Origin of the sequence: Pseudomonas sp. R1-1 (assembly GCF_051132135.1) — a bacterium.
In the GTDB taxonomy this organism is placed as follows: domain Bacteria; phylum Pseudomonadota; class Gammaproteobacteria; order Pseudomonadales; family Pseudomonadaceae; genus Aquipseudomonas.
This window is the reverse complement of the sequence record NZ_CP071663.1, coordinates 208,577-224,955: the sequence shown is the minus strand read 5'-3', so window position 1 is coordinate 224,955 and position 16,379 is coordinate 208,577. Positions and strand designations below refer to the sequence as shown.

The following is a 16,379-nucleotide window of genomic DNA, read 5'->3' as shown; positions in this document are numbered from 1 at the left end:
AAGAGTCGCGAAAGCTTCAACCGGCCAGTCGACCGACAGGCTCGAAATCACTGCCTTTTGACAGTGCAGCATCCAGAAAGCGGCTGCGCTTACCGGAACGTTTAGCCAAAACTTCACGAGCTTCAGCCTGGAACCGGGCAGCCATCATAGGCTTAGGTTCATGTTTGGATTTTTTCATGGAAACCTCTTGGGTCTCGAAATTTAACTGGATAGTATTACCGCTCAACCGCAATAACAAGCCGGCCCGTCGGATCAAAGCCAAACCCTAAACTCTCGTATATGGGTATAGCGCCGACTGCCGGCTCTTGAACTTCAATCTCTGTACAGCCAATCAAGAGAGCGTAGTTTTCAATCGCGGTTAATGCCAAAGCAGCCACTGTGCCCCGCAACGGATGGGATCTTTCCGGCTTGCCCTCCAGAATGACGATCTTGATACATAGCTTGCTCTTGCGCGGTGACGCATAACACAACCCACACAACTCGTGGTTGAACCAAAGCGAGACATCAAAACCACGGGTGTCAGCCTGTTTCCATTGATGCACATCGTGCCACGGGTAGAGCGTCGCCTCCTCACCCCAAAGATCCGCAGCTTCGATGGCAATGGGAGTAATAGGCTCATACCGGATTTGAGTAGTTTCGATACCTCGGATCTTGAGATTTTGGCTTTCACGCGCCATATCTTCCGCAGCCTTGCGCGCCTCAGATCGCCAGATCTGATAGCGATACCCGTTACCTCGAATCCTGGACATGGACAACCACTGGCAATCTTCGAAGGCCATGAGGGTATCGACGTTTCCAAGCGTCTGAACATAAACAGAAATAACCTGACACTGATTACTTGGTCCGAGCAATCCGCGGCCCTCAGCCACTTACGCCATCGCACATCGGCAGGACGGGGTGAGCTTGAGCCACGCCGTAGCGAGATTTGCGGATAAAAAAGGGGACGTTAAGTCCCCTTTCTTGAAGAATTCATCCCCACTGACAACCCATCTCTGGAGAGGACTCGATGCTGAAGTCCTCATCGAACGAATACTGTTTGGCGGATTCGTAATTCGTGTAACGCATCGAGTTCACCCGAGCGCCTTGCGTTGCAATGACGTACTGCCCCGTCACTGCACCGCCTGAAACTTCCACCCAAGTCGTCGTGAATTCGTAGGGCCCGCTCTCCGTCATGACGTACTCTTCGGTTCGGTGATGAACCAAAGTAATGGCTTTCTTCGACTTGCTGTACCTGACACTTGCACCGCTCCATTTGGCGGCCACGTCGTAATAGGTTCTGAACTCAAAATTGATGCTTTTGCCTTCCAGCGTGTGGAAGCACCTTACCTGTGTAGAAACTTCACTGTGGGAAGCCAACGGCAACACCCACAGCAGCACTAAAAACAACTTCTTCACAAATCCCTCTGAACCCGTTCTGTTGAAGGCGCTTATGTCGATGAACGCCGGTGTTTCTAAAGCGAATAATCCGCCACTTCTTCCAGCCGCCAACACTGCCCACGAACAAACCGATATTCGAAGACATAATCGGTATCCGGTTTCTGAAGGATCGCAATCGCCTTTTCGCCCCGTTCGTCCTTGACGGTCAACGTCAGGCCCTGTGCCTCTCGCTTTGCTTGATCCGGGATGATTGGAAACTTGAGCTGATCGCCGCTGAGACTGCGTTTTTCCATCTCAGGCTCAGGATCGCCGGCCACGGTCGTGGCCATTTTCAGGGGTTGCTGGACGAAAGCTTGTTGCACGTCGACGCGCTCCGAAAACGCTGCAAGGAACGCTGAAAACTCGGGTGAAGGACAAGCAACACTGGCCTCGTCGTCGTTAGTTTTGGCCGACTGCTGGCGCAGGTCCTGTTGAAGCTTTGAATCAGCAATGATCTTTGCATCGAGGTCTGCCAGGCGCTTTTTGATACTCGCCGCATCCTTGTAGCCACACACAACATCGACGCCGTTTTCAAGGTCTCGGCCGTCTCGGCAATCCTGCAACTCAGGGTCTGGTGGATCACCGCGAAAAAACCGTAACGACAACTGTTCGCCCTGCTTGATGAGTGGCAATTCCAGCGTCCAATAGGTGTAGCCTTCGAAACCACCGTTTGACTCTTTTTGCCTCATGAGCACGTAAAGGGACTTCCCCGCTCGCTCAGGGAATTTGCGTTCGAAAAAAAACACCGATGCGACTTCATCACCCACGAGCGGCGCCACAAACGAGAGCTCTGGCCTCATGGCACTCATTGTCGTGTAGAAAACCTCCCCACCGGGAACGTAGGCGCCTGTCGTCTGACCTTTGAGCGTGTTCTTCAAGAACAACACGGTGATCTTCTGCTCGCCCACCGATGCCACCACCGGCGGATGCATTTGTTTGATGGTTTGCAGGTCATCAGCCGTAGCCGTTTGCGCGGTAAGACTGATGGTCGATATGAGCAGGCACACACAACTGAAAAACTTGGTCACTTTCATTACTTCCTTGTTGATCGACGAATTGATCAGTCTTCAATAACTGGCGCGAGGACATCACGATGACTCAGGTTCGCCACATTTCAGCGCTTTGATTTGCTCGTTCTTGATCGGAATCATACAGGCGCGACGCTTCTCCCCGGGCGCGCGAAGCTCCGTGGTGCTTAATGTCAGGTGCAGGCCGTCATCTGCAAATACAGGCTCCTCAAATCTGGCGTCGGTATAACCGGACCGGAATGACTTGCCGTCAAAACTGCAGAGCTGCGCAGATGACAGCACTCGCCATCCACCGTCAGGCGCGAGAATCTGAACCGTCAGGCATGGGTTGTCGAAAGAGTAGAGATAGCGCGCGACTACGTCTTGGTAACGTTTCGTGCCGGATGTGGAAACTTTGTTCATATCAACCACATCCCTCGAGTCATCTGCCACGATCCAGTCCAGATATGCCGCGCATTCCAGGCTCATTCTGGTGATGCAGCTATTGACGGTTGTAAACTGAAGCGCCGTATCAGGCTCGATTTCCGTGGCTTCAAGCGGGCACGTGGTGTCGCGTAGCTTGATCCAGGCGCGCTGAGATTCTCTGGCCATGGCGACCAGCGCCTTGCCCTGTTCAGGGTCGCGCCGCTGTTGAGCCTCAAACCGTCCCAGCAGTTTCTTGTAGCTGGCATTGAGTTGCGTGTCGGCTTCCCTGCGGGCCGCCTCCACACACCGATCGACCTGGTCGCTCACGGTGATTTCTTTACAGTCGTCCTCGGCCATCGCGCAGGAGACAAACAGACACCCAAAGGACAACGCGATAAAACGTGCAAACATGTTCAATTTTTCGCTCCCTGAATGACGGACCGCGAAACTACGCGTTGAGGCATTTTCTGCGTCTTGCCATCGGTGCTCATCGCGTCGCGGTACTGGCTGTAATAGCGCTGCGCTTCATCTTTGCGATCAAGGCGCCAGAGCGAGTCGGCTATGTTCAACATCAGTACCGTGCGTTTACCAACCGCCTCAACGCCGCGATAGAACTTCAGCGCCAGCTCATCTCTACCGCCCTCGGCCAAGTAGAAAGCCAGGTCGTTGAAAGCTTGAACATTGCGCGACGGTGGGTGACAAGCCATATAGGACTCTGGACTTATAGTGCGAAGATTGAATGCGAGTTCTTCCACGCGAGATTGTGGCATCTCAATATTTGAGACCTGCTTCAATAAGTCCTTTGGAGACGGCGTCTGCATGACGAGGTCAGGCGCATCCTCTTCCCCGGAAGTCCACCGATTGCCCTCCCACTTGCCGTAGCAAAACCTGGCTGCCGGCTGACTGAGCACGCAACCGGTCTCCATCGAAATGACCCCGCAACCAGTTTCCTCTGTCGGGATTTCTTCACCCTCCTGGCCAATGACAACGCCATACAGAGTCTGAAGGAGGAGTAATGTTTTCTTGTCGGGACTTAGCCAAGCCTCATGCGTTTCAGTACCCACCGCGGGTACATAGAGGGGAAACGTTTTTCCATTGGCGGTAAACGAGGCAACCGCCGCCTCCGGAGCAGGCCTGCCCCATGTCTTGTCCTTCAGCGTCACTAAGTGCCCGCCAACCCCCACGATCTGAATATTTTCAGACAAGGCATCGGCTGAAGCTAACAGGCTCATGACAATCATCATCCGCTTAAGGCTGCCCGCGAGAAGACGGTTCATCCACTCACTCCTCATCCATCGGCGATGATTCCACATCGGTCATGCTCAGCAGCCGGAATTCGTTGTTCACAAACTCGTAGTAACGATCCCGGTTACCGCTTTCCAACGCCTTCCCCTGCGCATCTTCTTCGCCGTTGAGCGTGACGCCGGAGACGATGATCAAGCGGCTGTCGGGCTGGTAAACCATCCCGAAGGTGCTGCCGTCGTAAGCATTCGGCAGACCGCCAACTACTTCACCGGTCTGGGCGTCCAGCACTTCGCCGCAAATGGCGCTGCCGCCACAACCGAGCCTGTGCAGGATGTAATGGCCGGCGAAGTTGACCTTGCCTTTCAGGGCTTGCACCCGTGCCTGATCCATCATTGGGCTGCTGTTTTCTTGCGGCACCAGCTTATGGTTGGGGCCGGTGAAAACTGGCGTGACGGTGTAATCCTTGAAGGCTGGATCGGCAGCGAATGCCATGGACGCGGCAGCCAATATCACGCTGCCGAGAAGAACCGAAAATCCTTTCACGCTGTAGCTCCATCTATGCAATGCATCGTCAACATCCTCACTCGAAGGCGATGCTCCGCACTGCTGTTTTGATTTCTTCAAATCCTTCAGCGCTTATCGCCAACGGGGCGGATGAGCCAGACTCCGCGGACCCAATCAGTACTTGTTCGTTATGCATAAGGCAGAAGGTGATGCGACTGAACAGACGTCGACTCTCATCGTGATAACCGATGATGAATCCTGACGACTTTGCCCCCTTCAGCGACTCAAACGTGTAGGTTTGTGGATCTCCCGCCAACAACGTTGGCCCCCAGCCGTGACCGGTCAGAGTTGCCGGACACTTGCGGTCGTTGGCTTCACGCAACAGCTGCAACTCAATCGCGCCATCGGACGGCAACTGCTGACTAGTGAGAGCGGAAAAACTTCCCGCACTTTCACACATAACACCAAACCATGGTTCGCTCAGACCCGCTGACTTTTCGAAATTCCACTCAGCGCTGTTTGAGCTTGGCGCCTGCCACAAGTGCGGCGCGTTCAATGTGTCGGGAAGTTGTTTTGCCGCAACGAATATCAGATCAGGCGAATTGAACTGCAGCCATTGATCTTGCGTAAGCGTCATCGAAAACCGGCAGGGTGTCATAACCACCAAAGCGGTAACCGGCCCCTGAGCGGCCTGCAATTGATCGGAAGCATTACCGACCAACACGCTATTAGCGGCGATGGCATGGCTAACCTGCGTGAGTGCAAAACCAAACAGTAGGCTGCGTAGGTAGCGAGGTTTTATGAGCCCTGTCGGTGATACATCAGCCACGGCTCGGGTCGCTCGATTCGGTCTCGCAATTGCTTTTCCGACAATCATGTCGATAGAGCCAAAATAGCGGCGGCAACAATACGAGCAGCGCAAAACCATCCAGCCACAAGTGCGACCAGACCTGCTGTTGCGCCGAGAGCCACATATCCTGCGGCGCCCATAACAGGATGCCGGCGATCAACCAGCCCCAGACTGCCGGGACTTTCAAGCGATTGCCCAGATGCACCAGCGCGAGCATGTACAGCGAATAACTTTGCAACGTCGCGCCGAACAGCGCGAGCCACCAGACCTGTTGATCGTGTCCGGCCACGGGCACCGCATCGGTGCCCCAGAACGACAGTTCGAGGACTTGCAGGTAGCCATCGAGCAAGCCGGAGTCACCGGCCCAGGTCAGGGTAAGACCGGCGAGGATATGCGTGATCGCAGCGGCATATAGCCAAAGCACCAACGCTGGGCGAAGCGAGGAAGAAGAGGCTGGCATTCCGTGTCCTGAGCGCGTTCCTTGGGGGTGGGGAGTTTAAATGAAAACCGGATGTGTCTGATGCTCGAAAATTAAACGTTTTACCCTGTCCCATTCAGGCTCAATGCGTGCGAAAAAGCATCAAGCTTGATCGGGTTTCAAATACAGTGACTGGCCTTGATTGGCTCCGGGCCATGCGAGTCCAGACGTTTTAACTGCTCAATCGCGCGGGGCTCATCTTTATCCGCCGCCATCTGATAACAAGCCAGTGCGCGTGACAGATCTTTTGTTCCCAACTCTCCAGCCTCGAACGTAGAAGCCAGATAAACCATAGCGTCCGTTGAACCCATCTCAATGGCGCGGATAACCTGCTCCTCTGCCTGCTTGGGATGAAGGCAAGGACCGTTATAGTCGGTGGAGTTTCCGATGCAGAAAAACGTGGCATAGGCCAACGCGCCGCTCGGTATTTTCGAAGCCGCTTTGAACAAAGCCTCAACCTTAGGCGTTTCCAACTGAGAAGCCATTTGCGAAAGACTCAGGCTTGCCGCCGACAGGCTCGCCTGTGCATCACCCGACTCCGCGGCACATACATAATTTTCCAGAGACGCCTCAATCAATTCCGCGGTCAGCGGATATTGCTCAAGAAATCCCAGCCCTCCTAAAGCTTCAGCACGTTGTTCACAGAGATTTTCAGCGCGGCTCATTCCGGGGTTACGTGTTGCGACCAAATCCTTCTCACTGATCGACCAGTCTTCTATACCCTCTAGCACCCAGCACGCCTGACGAGAGAAGTTGAAGATTTTCACATTGCTGTTGCCCGCTCGCTTATCCACGACGTTGACGTGACTGTCGTCGACCTCTTGGATTTCAACTCCAGGTGTTTTGCCGGGTGTGATTGCAGCCATCAGCGGATAGGTGAACATTGTTCCACTGACACCCGAGGTCGAAGGCTCAAAGGTGCTACGTTCCTTTCCCGCTACCGGCTTCAACACCAGCGACTTGACCGTCATCGCAGTCAGACGGCGCTGTGATTCGGTGTTGGCGGAAAATGCTGTCAGGAAAGGCGCGAACTCCTCCGAGGGACAGTTATCGATGATTGGCGCCGTCGAAGCGCTCTTGTCGGATGCAAGCGCAGGGACAATCTTGTCCAGATACGCCGAGCGCTCGCGACTCATTCTGGCGATGCACGAGTTAACGGCGACCACATGCGCCGGCATCCCAGCTTCGATCTCGAACGCCTCCAATGGGCAATTCGCATCGCGCAATTTCAGCCACGCACGCTGCGACTCTTTAACCTTCGCGGCGTAGTCCGCGCCCAATGCCGGATCTGCTCGATAGTCAGATTCAAGCCGCGTCATCAACTGCTTGTAACTGACATTCAACTGCGCATCGGCAGCCTTCTTCGCCGCCTCCGAGCAGGGCACCATTTCCAGGCTTGAGGTGACATTTCGGCAGTCGTCCTGCGCGTAGGCCGCTGAAACTGGCATTAGCAGCGCGGCTAGCAGGGTAAAAACAAAACGTTTAACGGTGTTCTTCCTTGAGTCATTCACGCTTTGCGTTTGGTGAATCGAGTGATGCATTGATCTGTTCCGTTCATGCCCCAGTAAGTGCTGAGGAACGTCTTACGTTTTTTTGTCGACGCGCAGGTTAACGAAGCCATCGCCGCAGTCCGGTTGTAACTCTCAAACATGCCGACTTTGGCTTGGTAACGAAAAACCGGTCTTAGTTTGTAATTGCCACTGCCATGATTTAAGCCAGTGAGTAAACGGAACAGATCTGTTTGCCTTCGCAATCTAGACAGAATTCGCATTGCACACCAAACAGATCTGTCCTTTCTTTGAGGCCAGAAGAGTTGATCAGAACAGCTTATTTAAAGCAGCCCGATCATACCTTACGAATGCACTGTCAAGCTTTCCAGAAGACACATCGAGATAGAGCGGACTAGCTAAATCCCCAGACGCGTAAACGGAAAATACGTAGCCATTACCAAAGGAATGGCTGACTTTGTCTTTCTTTACCACGCTTTCGGGACGCGAAAACTTTAGGTCATTGGGAGAATGATAGGTTCTGGATAACTTCACCCCTCCGAAAGCCGAGTCTTCAACCTCTATCAATACCGGGGGCGTTCCCAACAAAGGCGCTATAACCACCTTGCTAGTCAAGTTTTTCCACTGATCCGAAAATTCAGAAACTGCTTCCTCATATTCTTCAGCTAATGGGCGATCCAAGCCGCAAACGGCTTTGTTTATTAGAACTCCATTCTGCTCGTTCCGAATATTTGTATAAACGCAATCTATGAGAACATCCGCGCCATGCCTAGTTAACGTAAAATAGGCTTCAAAAGGAGCTCGCGAGGCGAGATTTTCGTAATGGAGGGCCTTACCTCCATTAAATTCAACCAGTTCCCTAGTTGTTTCGCCTTGACTCCCGACTACGCCTTCTATTGTTTTGCTACCACCTGACCAAGTAACGGTCAGAGACTGGGCGTCAACATCGGCTGAATACACGTCATGCGGCTCGGCGACTGCGAAACCTGCTAGCACGAAAGTTACGACAGCTAAACCTACAGGCAACTTAATATTCATACTTATTTGGTCTCCGGTGCAATTGACGTGGCCTTTAGAGGGTAAAGGGGGACAGACCACGTTTTTCGCATAATCGTGGTCTGTCCCCATTTCCGTTCCATTTCACCCGTTTCTAAAACTGTGGTCTGTCCCCATTTCACCCCTTAAAGGTTTTCTTTCAGCTCTGTGCAGTCACTCGCAACGGCGAGGATTTTACGCGTACCATCATTAAGGACACACACAGGTTTTTCAAAGCTACCTCGCATTTTCTGACAAACAGAGTCACCTGCTTTCTTATAAACACACTGTTCGCCGGAAATGATCAACTCCTTCCCTGGCATCAAAGTAATAACTTTAGAACCATCAATACGGTAGATATTCTCGTAGATTGACTCACCAGCCTGCTAAATATCTTGATAATTTCCGTCCTTTAGTTCTGAAGCACCAGCAGGAATATCTCCTATATAGTGGGCTTCTCCGCCATTAGCTGAAGCAGCAAAAATCATTATTTGAGCATTTAAGCCCATATCGTCACTCGTCGGATAAGAAAATATGATCGATTCATTTTCCGTTCCTTGCGCTTGTCTAACGACATAATCTGACCGACATCCGCGATCAGTATTGTTAACAAAAAAGACTTCCTCTTCAAAAGAAAGAGTCAACCTAGCCGAATCAGAACTCTGACCAGGTTCATAGGCTATGCTCAGCTGAGCCAGAATAAGCGGCGCCACTATAAACAAACAAAAGCAATATAGTTAATCGAATCATTCGGCTGACGTCAGAAAAATGTTAGTAGTTTTTTTGTCAATGTTTCTCGGGCTGGAAAATTTGCAGCAGCCGGCCAAGGGTGTTCAGCATCTGTTCCAACATTGGAGCCATCGCCCCTATACGCCTTGTCATTTGAGCAATATCATTAGAGTCGGCAATTACGAGCAGTTTATTTTTTGCCCAAAACCAGCCAGCCGTATCAATATAAGTAAATGGTTCATCTTTCACACGATCGGGATTGACTATAAGAGAAAAAAGGGGACAGACCACGTTTTTTGGGTACTTACTCAAACCGCGGTCTGTTCCCATTCCCTGCAACAATTAAATAAGCTTCACTTAATAGCTAAGGAGCTGACATACCGCAAAGCAGCTTCCATAGTGAGCAATCCTTGACCCTGTAAACTGAATACCAAAGCAGGTGTCACACAACCAGTATTCCGGACCCACTCCGCGGGACGTTCTTTCTCCAACTCATCGGAAATTTTCATCAGAGAATCCCCTCCTAGCTCTTGAACACACGTACCAAACGCAGAAGAAAATAACTTCTTTGCATCGTCATCGTTCTCGAGAAATTTTTGATAGGTTAGATCACTCAGAGGCGTGGCAGGGCGTTGATAAAAAACGTGTCGCGTTATCGTTTTTTCAGCTGCAGCGACAACTTCTTCACGAGAAAACAAAAAGCTTCCATCCTTATAAGTGCCCACAACATTTCTGCTGTAGCAAACACTGGTTGATGGTTCACAGAAGTAATACTGAATCACCAAATTTCCGTCCACCACAGATAAGCCATGCGATACATCCAGCCCTCCACTATTGTTCATTTTTTTTGTTGGAACGAGACTGTCATTTTTAAAAATTTCCTTCCCACCAGAAGTAATCACAAGAACAAAGAAATCAGCTCCCCCCTCGGTCAACTTTATGACGTCTGCTTGCCCATCCCCCGTCACGTCAGCATTAATAACAAGATAATCCCCTGCGCTGACGCTGCCCGCAAAACTAAAAATAAACAAGCCAAAAATCAAACTATCTAAAAATTTTTTCATTTTCCCATATCCTTTTAAATTGAGCGCGGCGTTCAGCATAGCTACCCGTATGAAGATTTATAACCTTTGTAATATCGTTAACATAGGATTCAGAGTCTCCCTTATCAGCAATGTTATAAAGCTCATTTTTCAACCAAAAATAGACCGCCGACCTAGCAGCATACTTAGGTTGCTCCAGCAAAGCCGGATTATTTATAAAATTCAAATTTTCGCCAGGCCACAGCCCTGGGTACTTATTAGTGAAATCATTGTAGTTATACCGACCAGTTAGCTGCTTTAACCCACGACCTCGATATTTCCAACCATCTCCGCTTGCAATATTTCCATTGCCTAGATCTGAATTACCAGTAACGCCATTATATGCTCTATTAGCAATTTCAACTTGATTGGCACTTTGCACATTAGGCTTAAACCCATAGAGATCAGCTTCGTCCGGCCTATTCTTAAAATACGCAAAGTTATTAATCAAAACTTGCGGACGATATTTTAGCGATTCCACAAGAGCATAACTATCGCCGACCTCAACGCGAACTTGTGCAAAAAAATGGCTTAATCTTAGAGGGGTATCGAGTTTATATTCCGAAAGCCTAGGATTTAACTCATCCGCCAACAACTGTAACTGGGAAGGATCATCAGCACTTTTGAAGATCGCCTTAAGCATCGCCAAGGTAATAATCATAGAGCTTTGCGCTTTAGCGTTCGCAACAAATTCAACTGGGTGGAAATGCCAAATCGGACCGGTGCCAATGGAGGCTTTACCTTTCAGGTCACCCCAAAAAACATAGTTATTTATTCTTTCTTTTTCATGCTTTAAAGTTTTGGGTGCATGTGCTAGCTCCGTATCAAGCCGGCTCCATTTAGGGGCATCTGCCTTATCTTTCCATTCGGTCGGATGATGTGCAACCAGCTTGGACCATTGCGACCGCGTATCAGGGTTTTTCAACGCCTCGGCCAACTCGGCCGGATCGACGTCCCCGCTCTGGTCTTTATCGACCTTCGTGAATAGATCCTGAAAGAACGCAGGCATATCCTTCGGATCGAGAAACCCGTCGGCTGTCGCATTGGTTTCTTCGACGATCTGAAACCCCAGCTTTTCCCAATCATGCTGAGTGATAATTTGTGCGCCCACTTTCTTGACTAGACCATTGACTGCCTGAGCATTGTCAGTAACGGTCACATCGTAGTAATCGTCGGTACCCACTTTGATGACCGGCGTCTTGTTCAAATCAACTGCGTGTTCCGTTTTCAGCACCGTACTGTCTGTCGCAGGTGCTTTTTTCTTCAGATCGCTTCCGGCTGGCAAGTACAGGTATTGCTTGCCGATCTTCAGACCAGCCGTATTCTTGAGGAAGTCTTTTACGTCTGCTTCAGCAGTGAATATCTCGACGTGCACTTGATACTTGCTCGCTACACCGCCATCTTCGCCGGTCAGGTTTTCAGTTAATCCCAGGTAGCCAATCGGATCTCCAGCCTTGATTCCAGTGCTTGCGGACTCCACAGAGTCAAAGCTGTTCGGGATTACATCCCAAGCAACAAAGTCGTTTTCCACAATTGCCCAGAAGCTAGGAGGAAGGCTTCCATCCCCAGCCAAGCTACCGCTGCTCGTACATTTCGCCATTCGACGAATTGTCCCTGAAACATTGAGGTTCAGTACCTCTTTGCTGTCAAACTCCACCGTGCTTTGAGGGTTAAGCTGCAGCGACCCAATTTTGGCACCGGCCGCCTGCCCATTTTGAGCCGAGACAGGATCCTGATAAAGATCCAATCTCTTCAACGCGGTTCCCTTCACCTTCCCTTGCCAATATTTGGGCTTTAAGCGCTCCGGGATCGGATCTGCCAACCATATACGGGCAGGTTTGGAATTTTTGTAGGGTTCTCCATCTTTTAAGTATGCAAACCAGACCTCTCTGCCAGCCTCGCGAACCTTATGACCGCTTTTTTTCACGCTACCTGACAGGATTTTCCCTTGTGCGTAGGTAACGTTGCCTAGGGCCTTTTGATCCAGTATTTCAAGTTTGGTCCCCGCAACGAGCTTGCCAACGTTCTGAACGCTACTGGATTCAGGGAAATCGTCGTAAGCGTTGAAGTCACTTACTTTCATGGTCACTTGAGGCTTCGGAGTTTCTTCCTCAGTCAGCGGATAACGCTTGAAGGGCAGAAGGTGCATGTACAAGCTGTAGAAATTCAGCTTGTTTTGCTTGCCTTTATTCGGTCCGTCTTCTGGGTTTAGCGCAGATTTGTACTCATGTCGCACCAAACAAAACGAGTTGGAATACTTCAGTTTTTTCTCATTTTCACCGAACGTAGATTCCAAATAATCTTCGTTAAGTCGGTAGGCCACGACTTCACCGTCGGCCATACACCGAATTGGTTCATTCAAGATGCACTGAGGAGCGCTGGCATTGCTGATGTGAATACCACCATGCCAGAACTTATTACTGCCCAGAAGATAGTGCCCCGACGTTTCTTTTTCTAACGCTTTATATATTTCGTCGGCACTCTCAAACTGCTTCCCGTCCGCCTTTCTGAATGGATATTGAAAGCTCATCAGCGGTGACCCTGTTTGAGCAGGGGTTGCTGCTGGCGCGGGAGCGGGCGTCGGTTGCGCACCGCTCTTGTACTCCGCCTTCGGCCGGAGATACTTGTTCGGCATCGGCCAGTAGCCGCTGCCCTCACCGTACTTTGCGGACTTTGGCCCGGTTGAACTCTGTGAGCCGAAAAAATTCCCCTTGACCCGGTTAACGTCCATGTCCTCGATCACGCCGGTATGGTGCATACCTGTCCATAGCGCGATATCCCCCGGCTGAACACTGTTGAGGGCAATGAACTCGAAATGCGTGGTGTCTGTCGCAAGTTGACTTGTAGTGCGGTAAGGGATGTCATACCCCGCATCACGGAGCATTAGGTTTAGTAAGTGAGAACAATCAATTTCCTTCCGACCGTTACCGTCTTCGTCCGCAGATCCGCCCTTACCATAACCGTATTCGTATCCGCTGTAAGGGTATTTGGCGCGCTGTTCAAGTAGACCCGTGCTCATCGATAGCATCCTGCTTTAAAGGCAATGAATTGAATTATTTGCGGTAATGCCTTGGGTGCTTAGTCGTTCAACGCCTCTTGCACCTGCCTCATTGCCTTTCTGGGCAGCCTCCTGATAACACGCCACCGCCCGGGCCAAATCACTAGGGATGATTGCGCCGGTTTCATAGGCGCCGCCTAGTTGAATCAGTGCATCCGGGGAACCGAGCTGGGCAGATGTCACGAGAGCTCCCAATGATTTTTCTGGACTGACACAGGCTCGCGTCTCTTCGTAATTGCCTTCGTCGCAATAGAAGTCGGCAAGGGCGATCCCTGCCTCAGGTACGCTCTTGGCGGCTGACTCCAGAAGCTGAAGGATCTTGGCATTTTCCAACCGTGGCGCTTGACCTGAAAGGCTGATACCCGCTGCTGCGAAAGCCGCGTCTGCAGAGCCTTGATCTGCCCCATGCAAATAACTGTTCAGAGCAGAAATGTACAACTGGCTGGAAGAGGTGGATTCGATATCGATAGCCAGTTGGTTATACATTGCCCCTCTTTTTAGTGCGCGCTCAGCCGGTAATGCCTTCAACTTCGGGTATTGAGCATCAAGCAAAGCCTCAAGCGACCAGTCTTCAGAACGGATCAATACCCAACAGTCGTTATGTTTGAAAGTGAAGATCTTGAGCACTTCACCGTTTGAATCGCGAACAATCACGTTGTTCGGCAGCTGGACTTGCATACTCAACCCAGACTTCGCGATGTTGTCAGGAGCAAGCATCACCAACGATTGAAGGTCCAACACCCTCGACTTTCGCTCGAACACTCGCGGCTCTGAATCGGTGGCAACCACCGATTGCTCGATCACGGGTGAGGCGATAAACGCTTGCTGCACCTCGGAGTTGGACGAGAACTCCTTTACGAAAACTGCGAAGTTGTCACTCGGGCATTGCACCGTCCTCGATTGTGCCGCAAAGGCTCCTGAACAAAACCCAAACACCAAAAACGCCAGACATTGCAGCTTGAATTGACGCACTCGATTGTTCTTTGTCATCACGAACTCATCACTCAGAAAACACAAAAAAAGCCTTCGGCTTAACCTTCTCAGGCACCGCATTCCCCAAGGCCTGATCCATCAAACTGCCCGCCTTATCCTTATCCGCCGCCCCCGGCAGCACCGGCGGTTTAATTCCGATCCCCGTGCCGGAACCAGCCGAGCCACCGGCATTAATCTTGATCACCGGCCCAACCACCGTCACCCCACCGCCATCGAGCTTGATAAAGCTCCCACCACCCAAGATGGTCAGCTCCGTCCCCGCTTCAATAACGATCTTGTCCCCAGCCTTGAGGTGTATCTCTTTCCCCACGCTGGTGAGCTGCGCCGTACCCAGCTTCACATGCTGGTTCTGCCCAATCGTCAAATGATCATCCAGCTTCGCCTCAACCTTGCGGTCGGAAATCGTGGTGCGGTGTTCTTCAGCCTTGAGCTCGGTGTAGCTGTTCTTAACCACCGTGTCGTGACGTTCATTCCCGACCCGAATCTTCTGGTCGTGCTCAACGTTTTCATCCCAATCGCGCTGGGCATGGATGTAGATCTGCTCGGCGCCTTTCTTGTCTTCAATGCGCAGTTCGTTGTACCCACCGCCACCCGGTGAGCTAAGCGTTTTGAACACGCTGCGAGTCTTGTTCGCCGGCAGTGCGTACGGCACCGGGTTTTCCTTGTGGTACAGGCAGCCGGTCACCAGCGGTTGGTCGGGGTCGCCTTCGAGGAAGGTGACGAGGACTTCCATGCCGATGCGCGGAATGCTGATGGCGCCGTAGCGGTCGCCGGCCCAGGCGCTGGAGACGCGCAGCCAGCAACTGGTTTTGTCGTCAGCGAGGCCTTCGCGGTCCCAGTGGAATTGCACCTTGATGCGGCCGTATTGGTCGCAGTGGATTTCTTCGCCTTTGGGGCCGGTGACCATGGCGGTCTGGCTGCCGAGCACGCGCGGTTTCGGGTGTTCGAGGGCCGGGCGGTAGAACACGTCCCACGGGGTGGCGAGGAAGGTGTTGCGGTAGCCCTGGTGGAAGTCGTCCTTGTTGTCGGTGGTGTCGCTGGTCACGCCTTCTTCGAGGACTTGCGGTTGCTTGCCTTCGTGGAAGATTTCGGTGAGCAGCCACAGGTCGTTCCACTCGCTGCGCGGGTGGTCGGACAGGGCCATGAAGTGGCCGCTGACCAGTTTGGTCTGGTCGCCGCGACCTTCGGCCTGACGGTAGTCGGCGCGGTGGCGTTCGAGGGCACGCTGGCTGAGGAACTTGCCGCGCGCGCGGTCGATGAAGCGGCCCGGGTAGTCGTAATCTTCCAGATCCGGTTCGGTGCTGTCGCCTTCAGGTTTGTACGCGGCCTCCATTTGCAGGCGCGGTTTTTCGAAGTCGTAGTCGCGGCGCGTGATGCGGGTGGTGCGGGTTTCCAGGCGCAGTTTGAAGGCTTTGATCACCGGTTCGTCGGCGACCATGCCGCTGCCCTGCACGTACGCGGTCGGCTGGCCGAGGTCGGGGAATACGGTCTGGTCGTCGCCGAAAACCAGCAGGTGAGCTTTTTCGCTGTGCTGGAAGTGGTAGTGAATGCCCTCTTCTTCGCACAGGCGCTGGACGAAATGCAGGTCGGTTTCGTCGTACTGCACGCAGTAGTCGCGGTCCGGGCACGGCTGGCTGAGCTGGAAGCTGTAGGCGTTGCTCTTGATGCCGTGTTCGTCGAGGATCAGCGCGATGATTTTCGGCGCTGACATCTGCTGATAGATGCGCTGGTTGGTGCGGTGATGCAGGTATTGCAGTTGCGGCACGATCGACACTTTGTAGCGGGTCAGGCGCTTGCCGGCATCGCCCTGGGCGACGCGGTAGATTTGGCCGTGGATGCCCGAGCCCTGTGGGTCGAATGCGAGAAACGCCTGCTTGTGCAGCAGCTGTTCCAAATCCAGATCGGGGCTTTCGCTGACCAGTTCGAGGTCGAAGCGATACGGCTGGCTGATGCCTTCGGTGCCGGTGAACGACAGCACTTGCAGGTCGCCGACGTAGTCTTCGACCTTGAGGCTGAAGTGGGTTTCGTTAGCTGAGTTGAACATCGTG

General features: G+C 52.1%; 17 protein-coding genes. All 17 read right to left on the bottom strand.

Features of this window, described 5'->3' with window-relative positions:
* Positions 1 to 16: 16 nt before the first annotated feature.
* On the bottom strand, positions 17 to 178 hold the full coding sequence (locus J3P75_RS01000) for a hypothetical protein (RefSeq protein ID WP_434709026.1): 162 nt from the start codon (positions 176 to 178) through the stop codon (positions 17 to 19).
* 37 nt (positions 179 to 215) lie between these two features.
* Positions 216 to 779, bottom strand: a complete 564-nt coding sequence (locus J3P75_RS00995; RefSeq protein WP_434709025.1) for an N-acetyltransferase — start codon at positions 777 to 779, stop codon at positions 216 to 218.
* A gap of 190 nt (positions 780 to 969) precedes the next feature.
* Positions 970 to 1,395, bottom strand: a complete 426-nt coding sequence (locus J3P75_RS00990; RefSeq protein ID WP_434709024.1) for a hypothetical protein — start codon at positions 1,393 to 1,395, stop codon at positions 970 to 972.
* Positions 1,396 to 1,451: 56 nt separating this feature from the next.
* Entirely contained in the window at positions 1,452 to 2,450 is a 999-nt protein-coding gene (locus tag J3P75_RS00985) for a hypothetical protein (RefSeq protein ID WP_434709023.1), read from the bottom strand.
* A gap of 54 nt (positions 2,451 to 2,504) precedes the next feature.
* Positions 2,505 to 3,260 (bottom strand): lysozyme inhibitor LprI family protein, encoded by a 756-nt coding sequence (locus J3P75_RS00980; RefSeq protein ID WP_434711396.1) that lies wholly within the window; start codon positions 3,258 to 3,260, stop codon positions 2,505 to 2,507.
* Between the two features lie 2 nt (positions 3,261 to 3,262).
* Positions 3,263 to 4,126, bottom strand: a complete 864-nt coding sequence (locus J3P75_RS00975) for a tetratricopeptide repeat protein (protein WP_434709022.1) — start codon at positions 4,124 to 4,126, stop codon at positions 3,263 to 3,265.
* A gap of 4 nt (positions 4,127 to 4,130) precedes the next feature.
* Entirely contained in the window at positions 4,131 to 4,637 is a 507-nt protein-coding gene (locus J3P75_RS00970; RefSeq protein WP_434709021.1) for a hypothetical protein, read from the bottom strand.
* Positions 4,638 to 4,674: 37 nt separating this feature from the next.
* A complete protein-coding gene (locus J3P75_RS00965; RefSeq protein WP_434709020.1) occupies positions 4,675 to 5,427 on the bottom strand; it encodes a hypothetical protein in 753 nt (250 codons plus the stop codon).
* Positions 5,420 to 5,908: a cell division protein gene (locus J3P75_RS00960; RefSeq protein WP_434709019.1), complete on the bottom strand. Its 489-nt coding sequence runs from the start codon at positions 5,906 to 5,908 to the stop codon at positions 5,420 to 5,422. The genes J3P75_RS00965 and J3P75_RS00960 overlap by 8 nt, the downstream gene beginning before the upstream one ends.
* 137 nt (positions 5,909 to 6,045) lie before the next feature.
* A complete protein-coding gene (locus tag J3P75_RS00955; protein ID WP_434709018.1) occupies positions 6,046 to 7,467 on the bottom strand; it encodes a lysozyme inhibitor LprI family protein in 1,422 nt (473 codons plus the stop codon).
* A gap of 276 nt (positions 7,468 to 7,743) precedes the next feature.
* Positions 7,744 to 8,472, bottom strand: a complete 729-nt coding sequence (locus J3P75_RS00950) for a hypothetical protein (protein ID WP_434709017.1) — start codon at positions 8,470 to 8,472, stop codon at positions 7,744 to 7,746.
* A gap of 383 nt (positions 8,473 to 8,855) precedes the next feature.
* Positions 8,856 to 9,113: a hypothetical protein gene (locus J3P75_RS00945; RefSeq protein WP_434709016.1), complete on the bottom strand. Its 258-nt coding sequence runs from the start codon at positions 9,111 to 9,113 to the stop codon at positions 8,856 to 8,858.
* Between the two features lie 142 nt (positions 9,114 to 9,255).
* Positions 9,256 to 9,510 (bottom strand): hypothetical protein, encoded by a 255-nt coding sequence (locus J3P75_RS00940; protein ID WP_434709015.1) that lies wholly within the window; start codon positions 9,508 to 9,510, stop codon positions 9,256 to 9,258.
* Positions 9,511 to 9,551: 41 nt separating this feature from the next.
* Positions 9,552 to 10,262, bottom strand: coding sequence for a hypothetical protein (locus J3P75_RS00935; protein WP_434709014.1), 711 nt, complete (start codon positions 10,260 to 10,262; stop codon positions 9,552 to 9,554).
* A complete protein-coding gene (locus tag J3P75_RS00930; RefSeq protein ID WP_434709013.1) occupies positions 10,243 to 13,299 on the bottom strand; it encodes a glycoside hydrolase family 19 protein in 3,057 nt (1,018 codons plus the stop codon). Before J3P75_RS00930 ends, J3P75_RS00935 begins: the two co-directional genes overlap by 20 nt.
* 15 nt (positions 13,300 to 13,314) lie before the next feature.
* Entirely contained in the window at positions 13,315 to 14,328 is a 1,014-nt protein-coding gene (locus J3P75_RS00925; RefSeq protein WP_434709012.1) for a sel1 repeat family protein, read from the bottom strand.
* 10 nt (positions 14,329 to 14,338) lie between these two features.
* Positions 14,339 to 16,375, bottom strand: coding sequence for a type VI secretion system tip protein VgrG (locus tag J3P75_RS00920; protein ID WP_434709011.1), 2,037 nt, complete (start codon positions 16,373 to 16,375; stop codon positions 14,339 to 14,341).
* Positions 16,376 to 16,379: the final 4 nt, after the last annotated feature.

Coding starts and splice junctions, on each gene's coding strand:
- J3P75_RS00980 (WP_434711396.1), bottom strand. CDS start 3,260: ATGTTTGCACGTTTTATCGCGTTGTCCTTTGGGTGTCTGTTTGTCTCC.
- J3P75_RS00925 (WP_434709012.1), bottom strand. CDS start 14,328: ATGACAAAGAACAATCGAGTGCGTCAATTCAAGCTGCAATGTCTGGCG.
- J3P75_RS00995 (WP_434709025.1), bottom strand. CDS start 779: ATGGCCTTCGAAGATTGCCAGTGGTTGTCCATGTCCAGGATTCGAGGT.
- J3P75_RS00960 (WP_434709019.1), bottom strand. CDS start 5,908: ATGCCAGCCTCTTCTTCCTCGCTTCGCCCAGCGTTGGTGCTTTGGCTA.
- J3P75_RS00935 (WP_434709014.1), bottom strand. CDS start 10,262: ATGAAAAAATTTTTAGATAGTTTGATTTTTGGCTTGTTTATTTTTAGT.
- J3P75_RS01000 (WP_434709026.1), bottom strand. CDS start 178: ATGAAAAAATCCAAACATGAACCTAAGCCTATGATGGCTGCCCGGTTC.
- J3P75_RS00920 (WP_434709011.1), bottom strand. CDS start 16,375: ATGTTCAACTCAGCTAACGAAACCCACTTCAGCCTCAAGGTCGAAGAC.
- J3P75_RS00975 (WP_434709022.1), bottom strand. CDS start 4,126: ATGAACCGTCTTCTCGCGGGCAGCCTTAAGCGGATGATGATTGTCATG.
- J3P75_RS00930 (WP_434709013.1), bottom strand. CDS start 13,299: ATGAGCACGGGTCTACTTGAACAGCGCGCCAAATACCCTTACAGCGGA.
- J3P75_RS00955 (WP_434709018.1), bottom strand. CDS start 7,467: ATGCATCACTCGATTCACCAAACGCAAAGCGTGAATGACTCAAGGAAG.
- J3P75_RS00950 (WP_434709017.1), bottom strand. CDS start 8,472: ATGAATATTAAGTTGCCTGTAGGTTTAGCTGTCGTAACTTTCGTGCTA.
- J3P75_RS00985 (WP_434709023.1), bottom strand. CDS start 2,450: ATGAAAGTGACCAAGTTTTTCAGTTGTGTGTGCCTGCTCATATCGACC.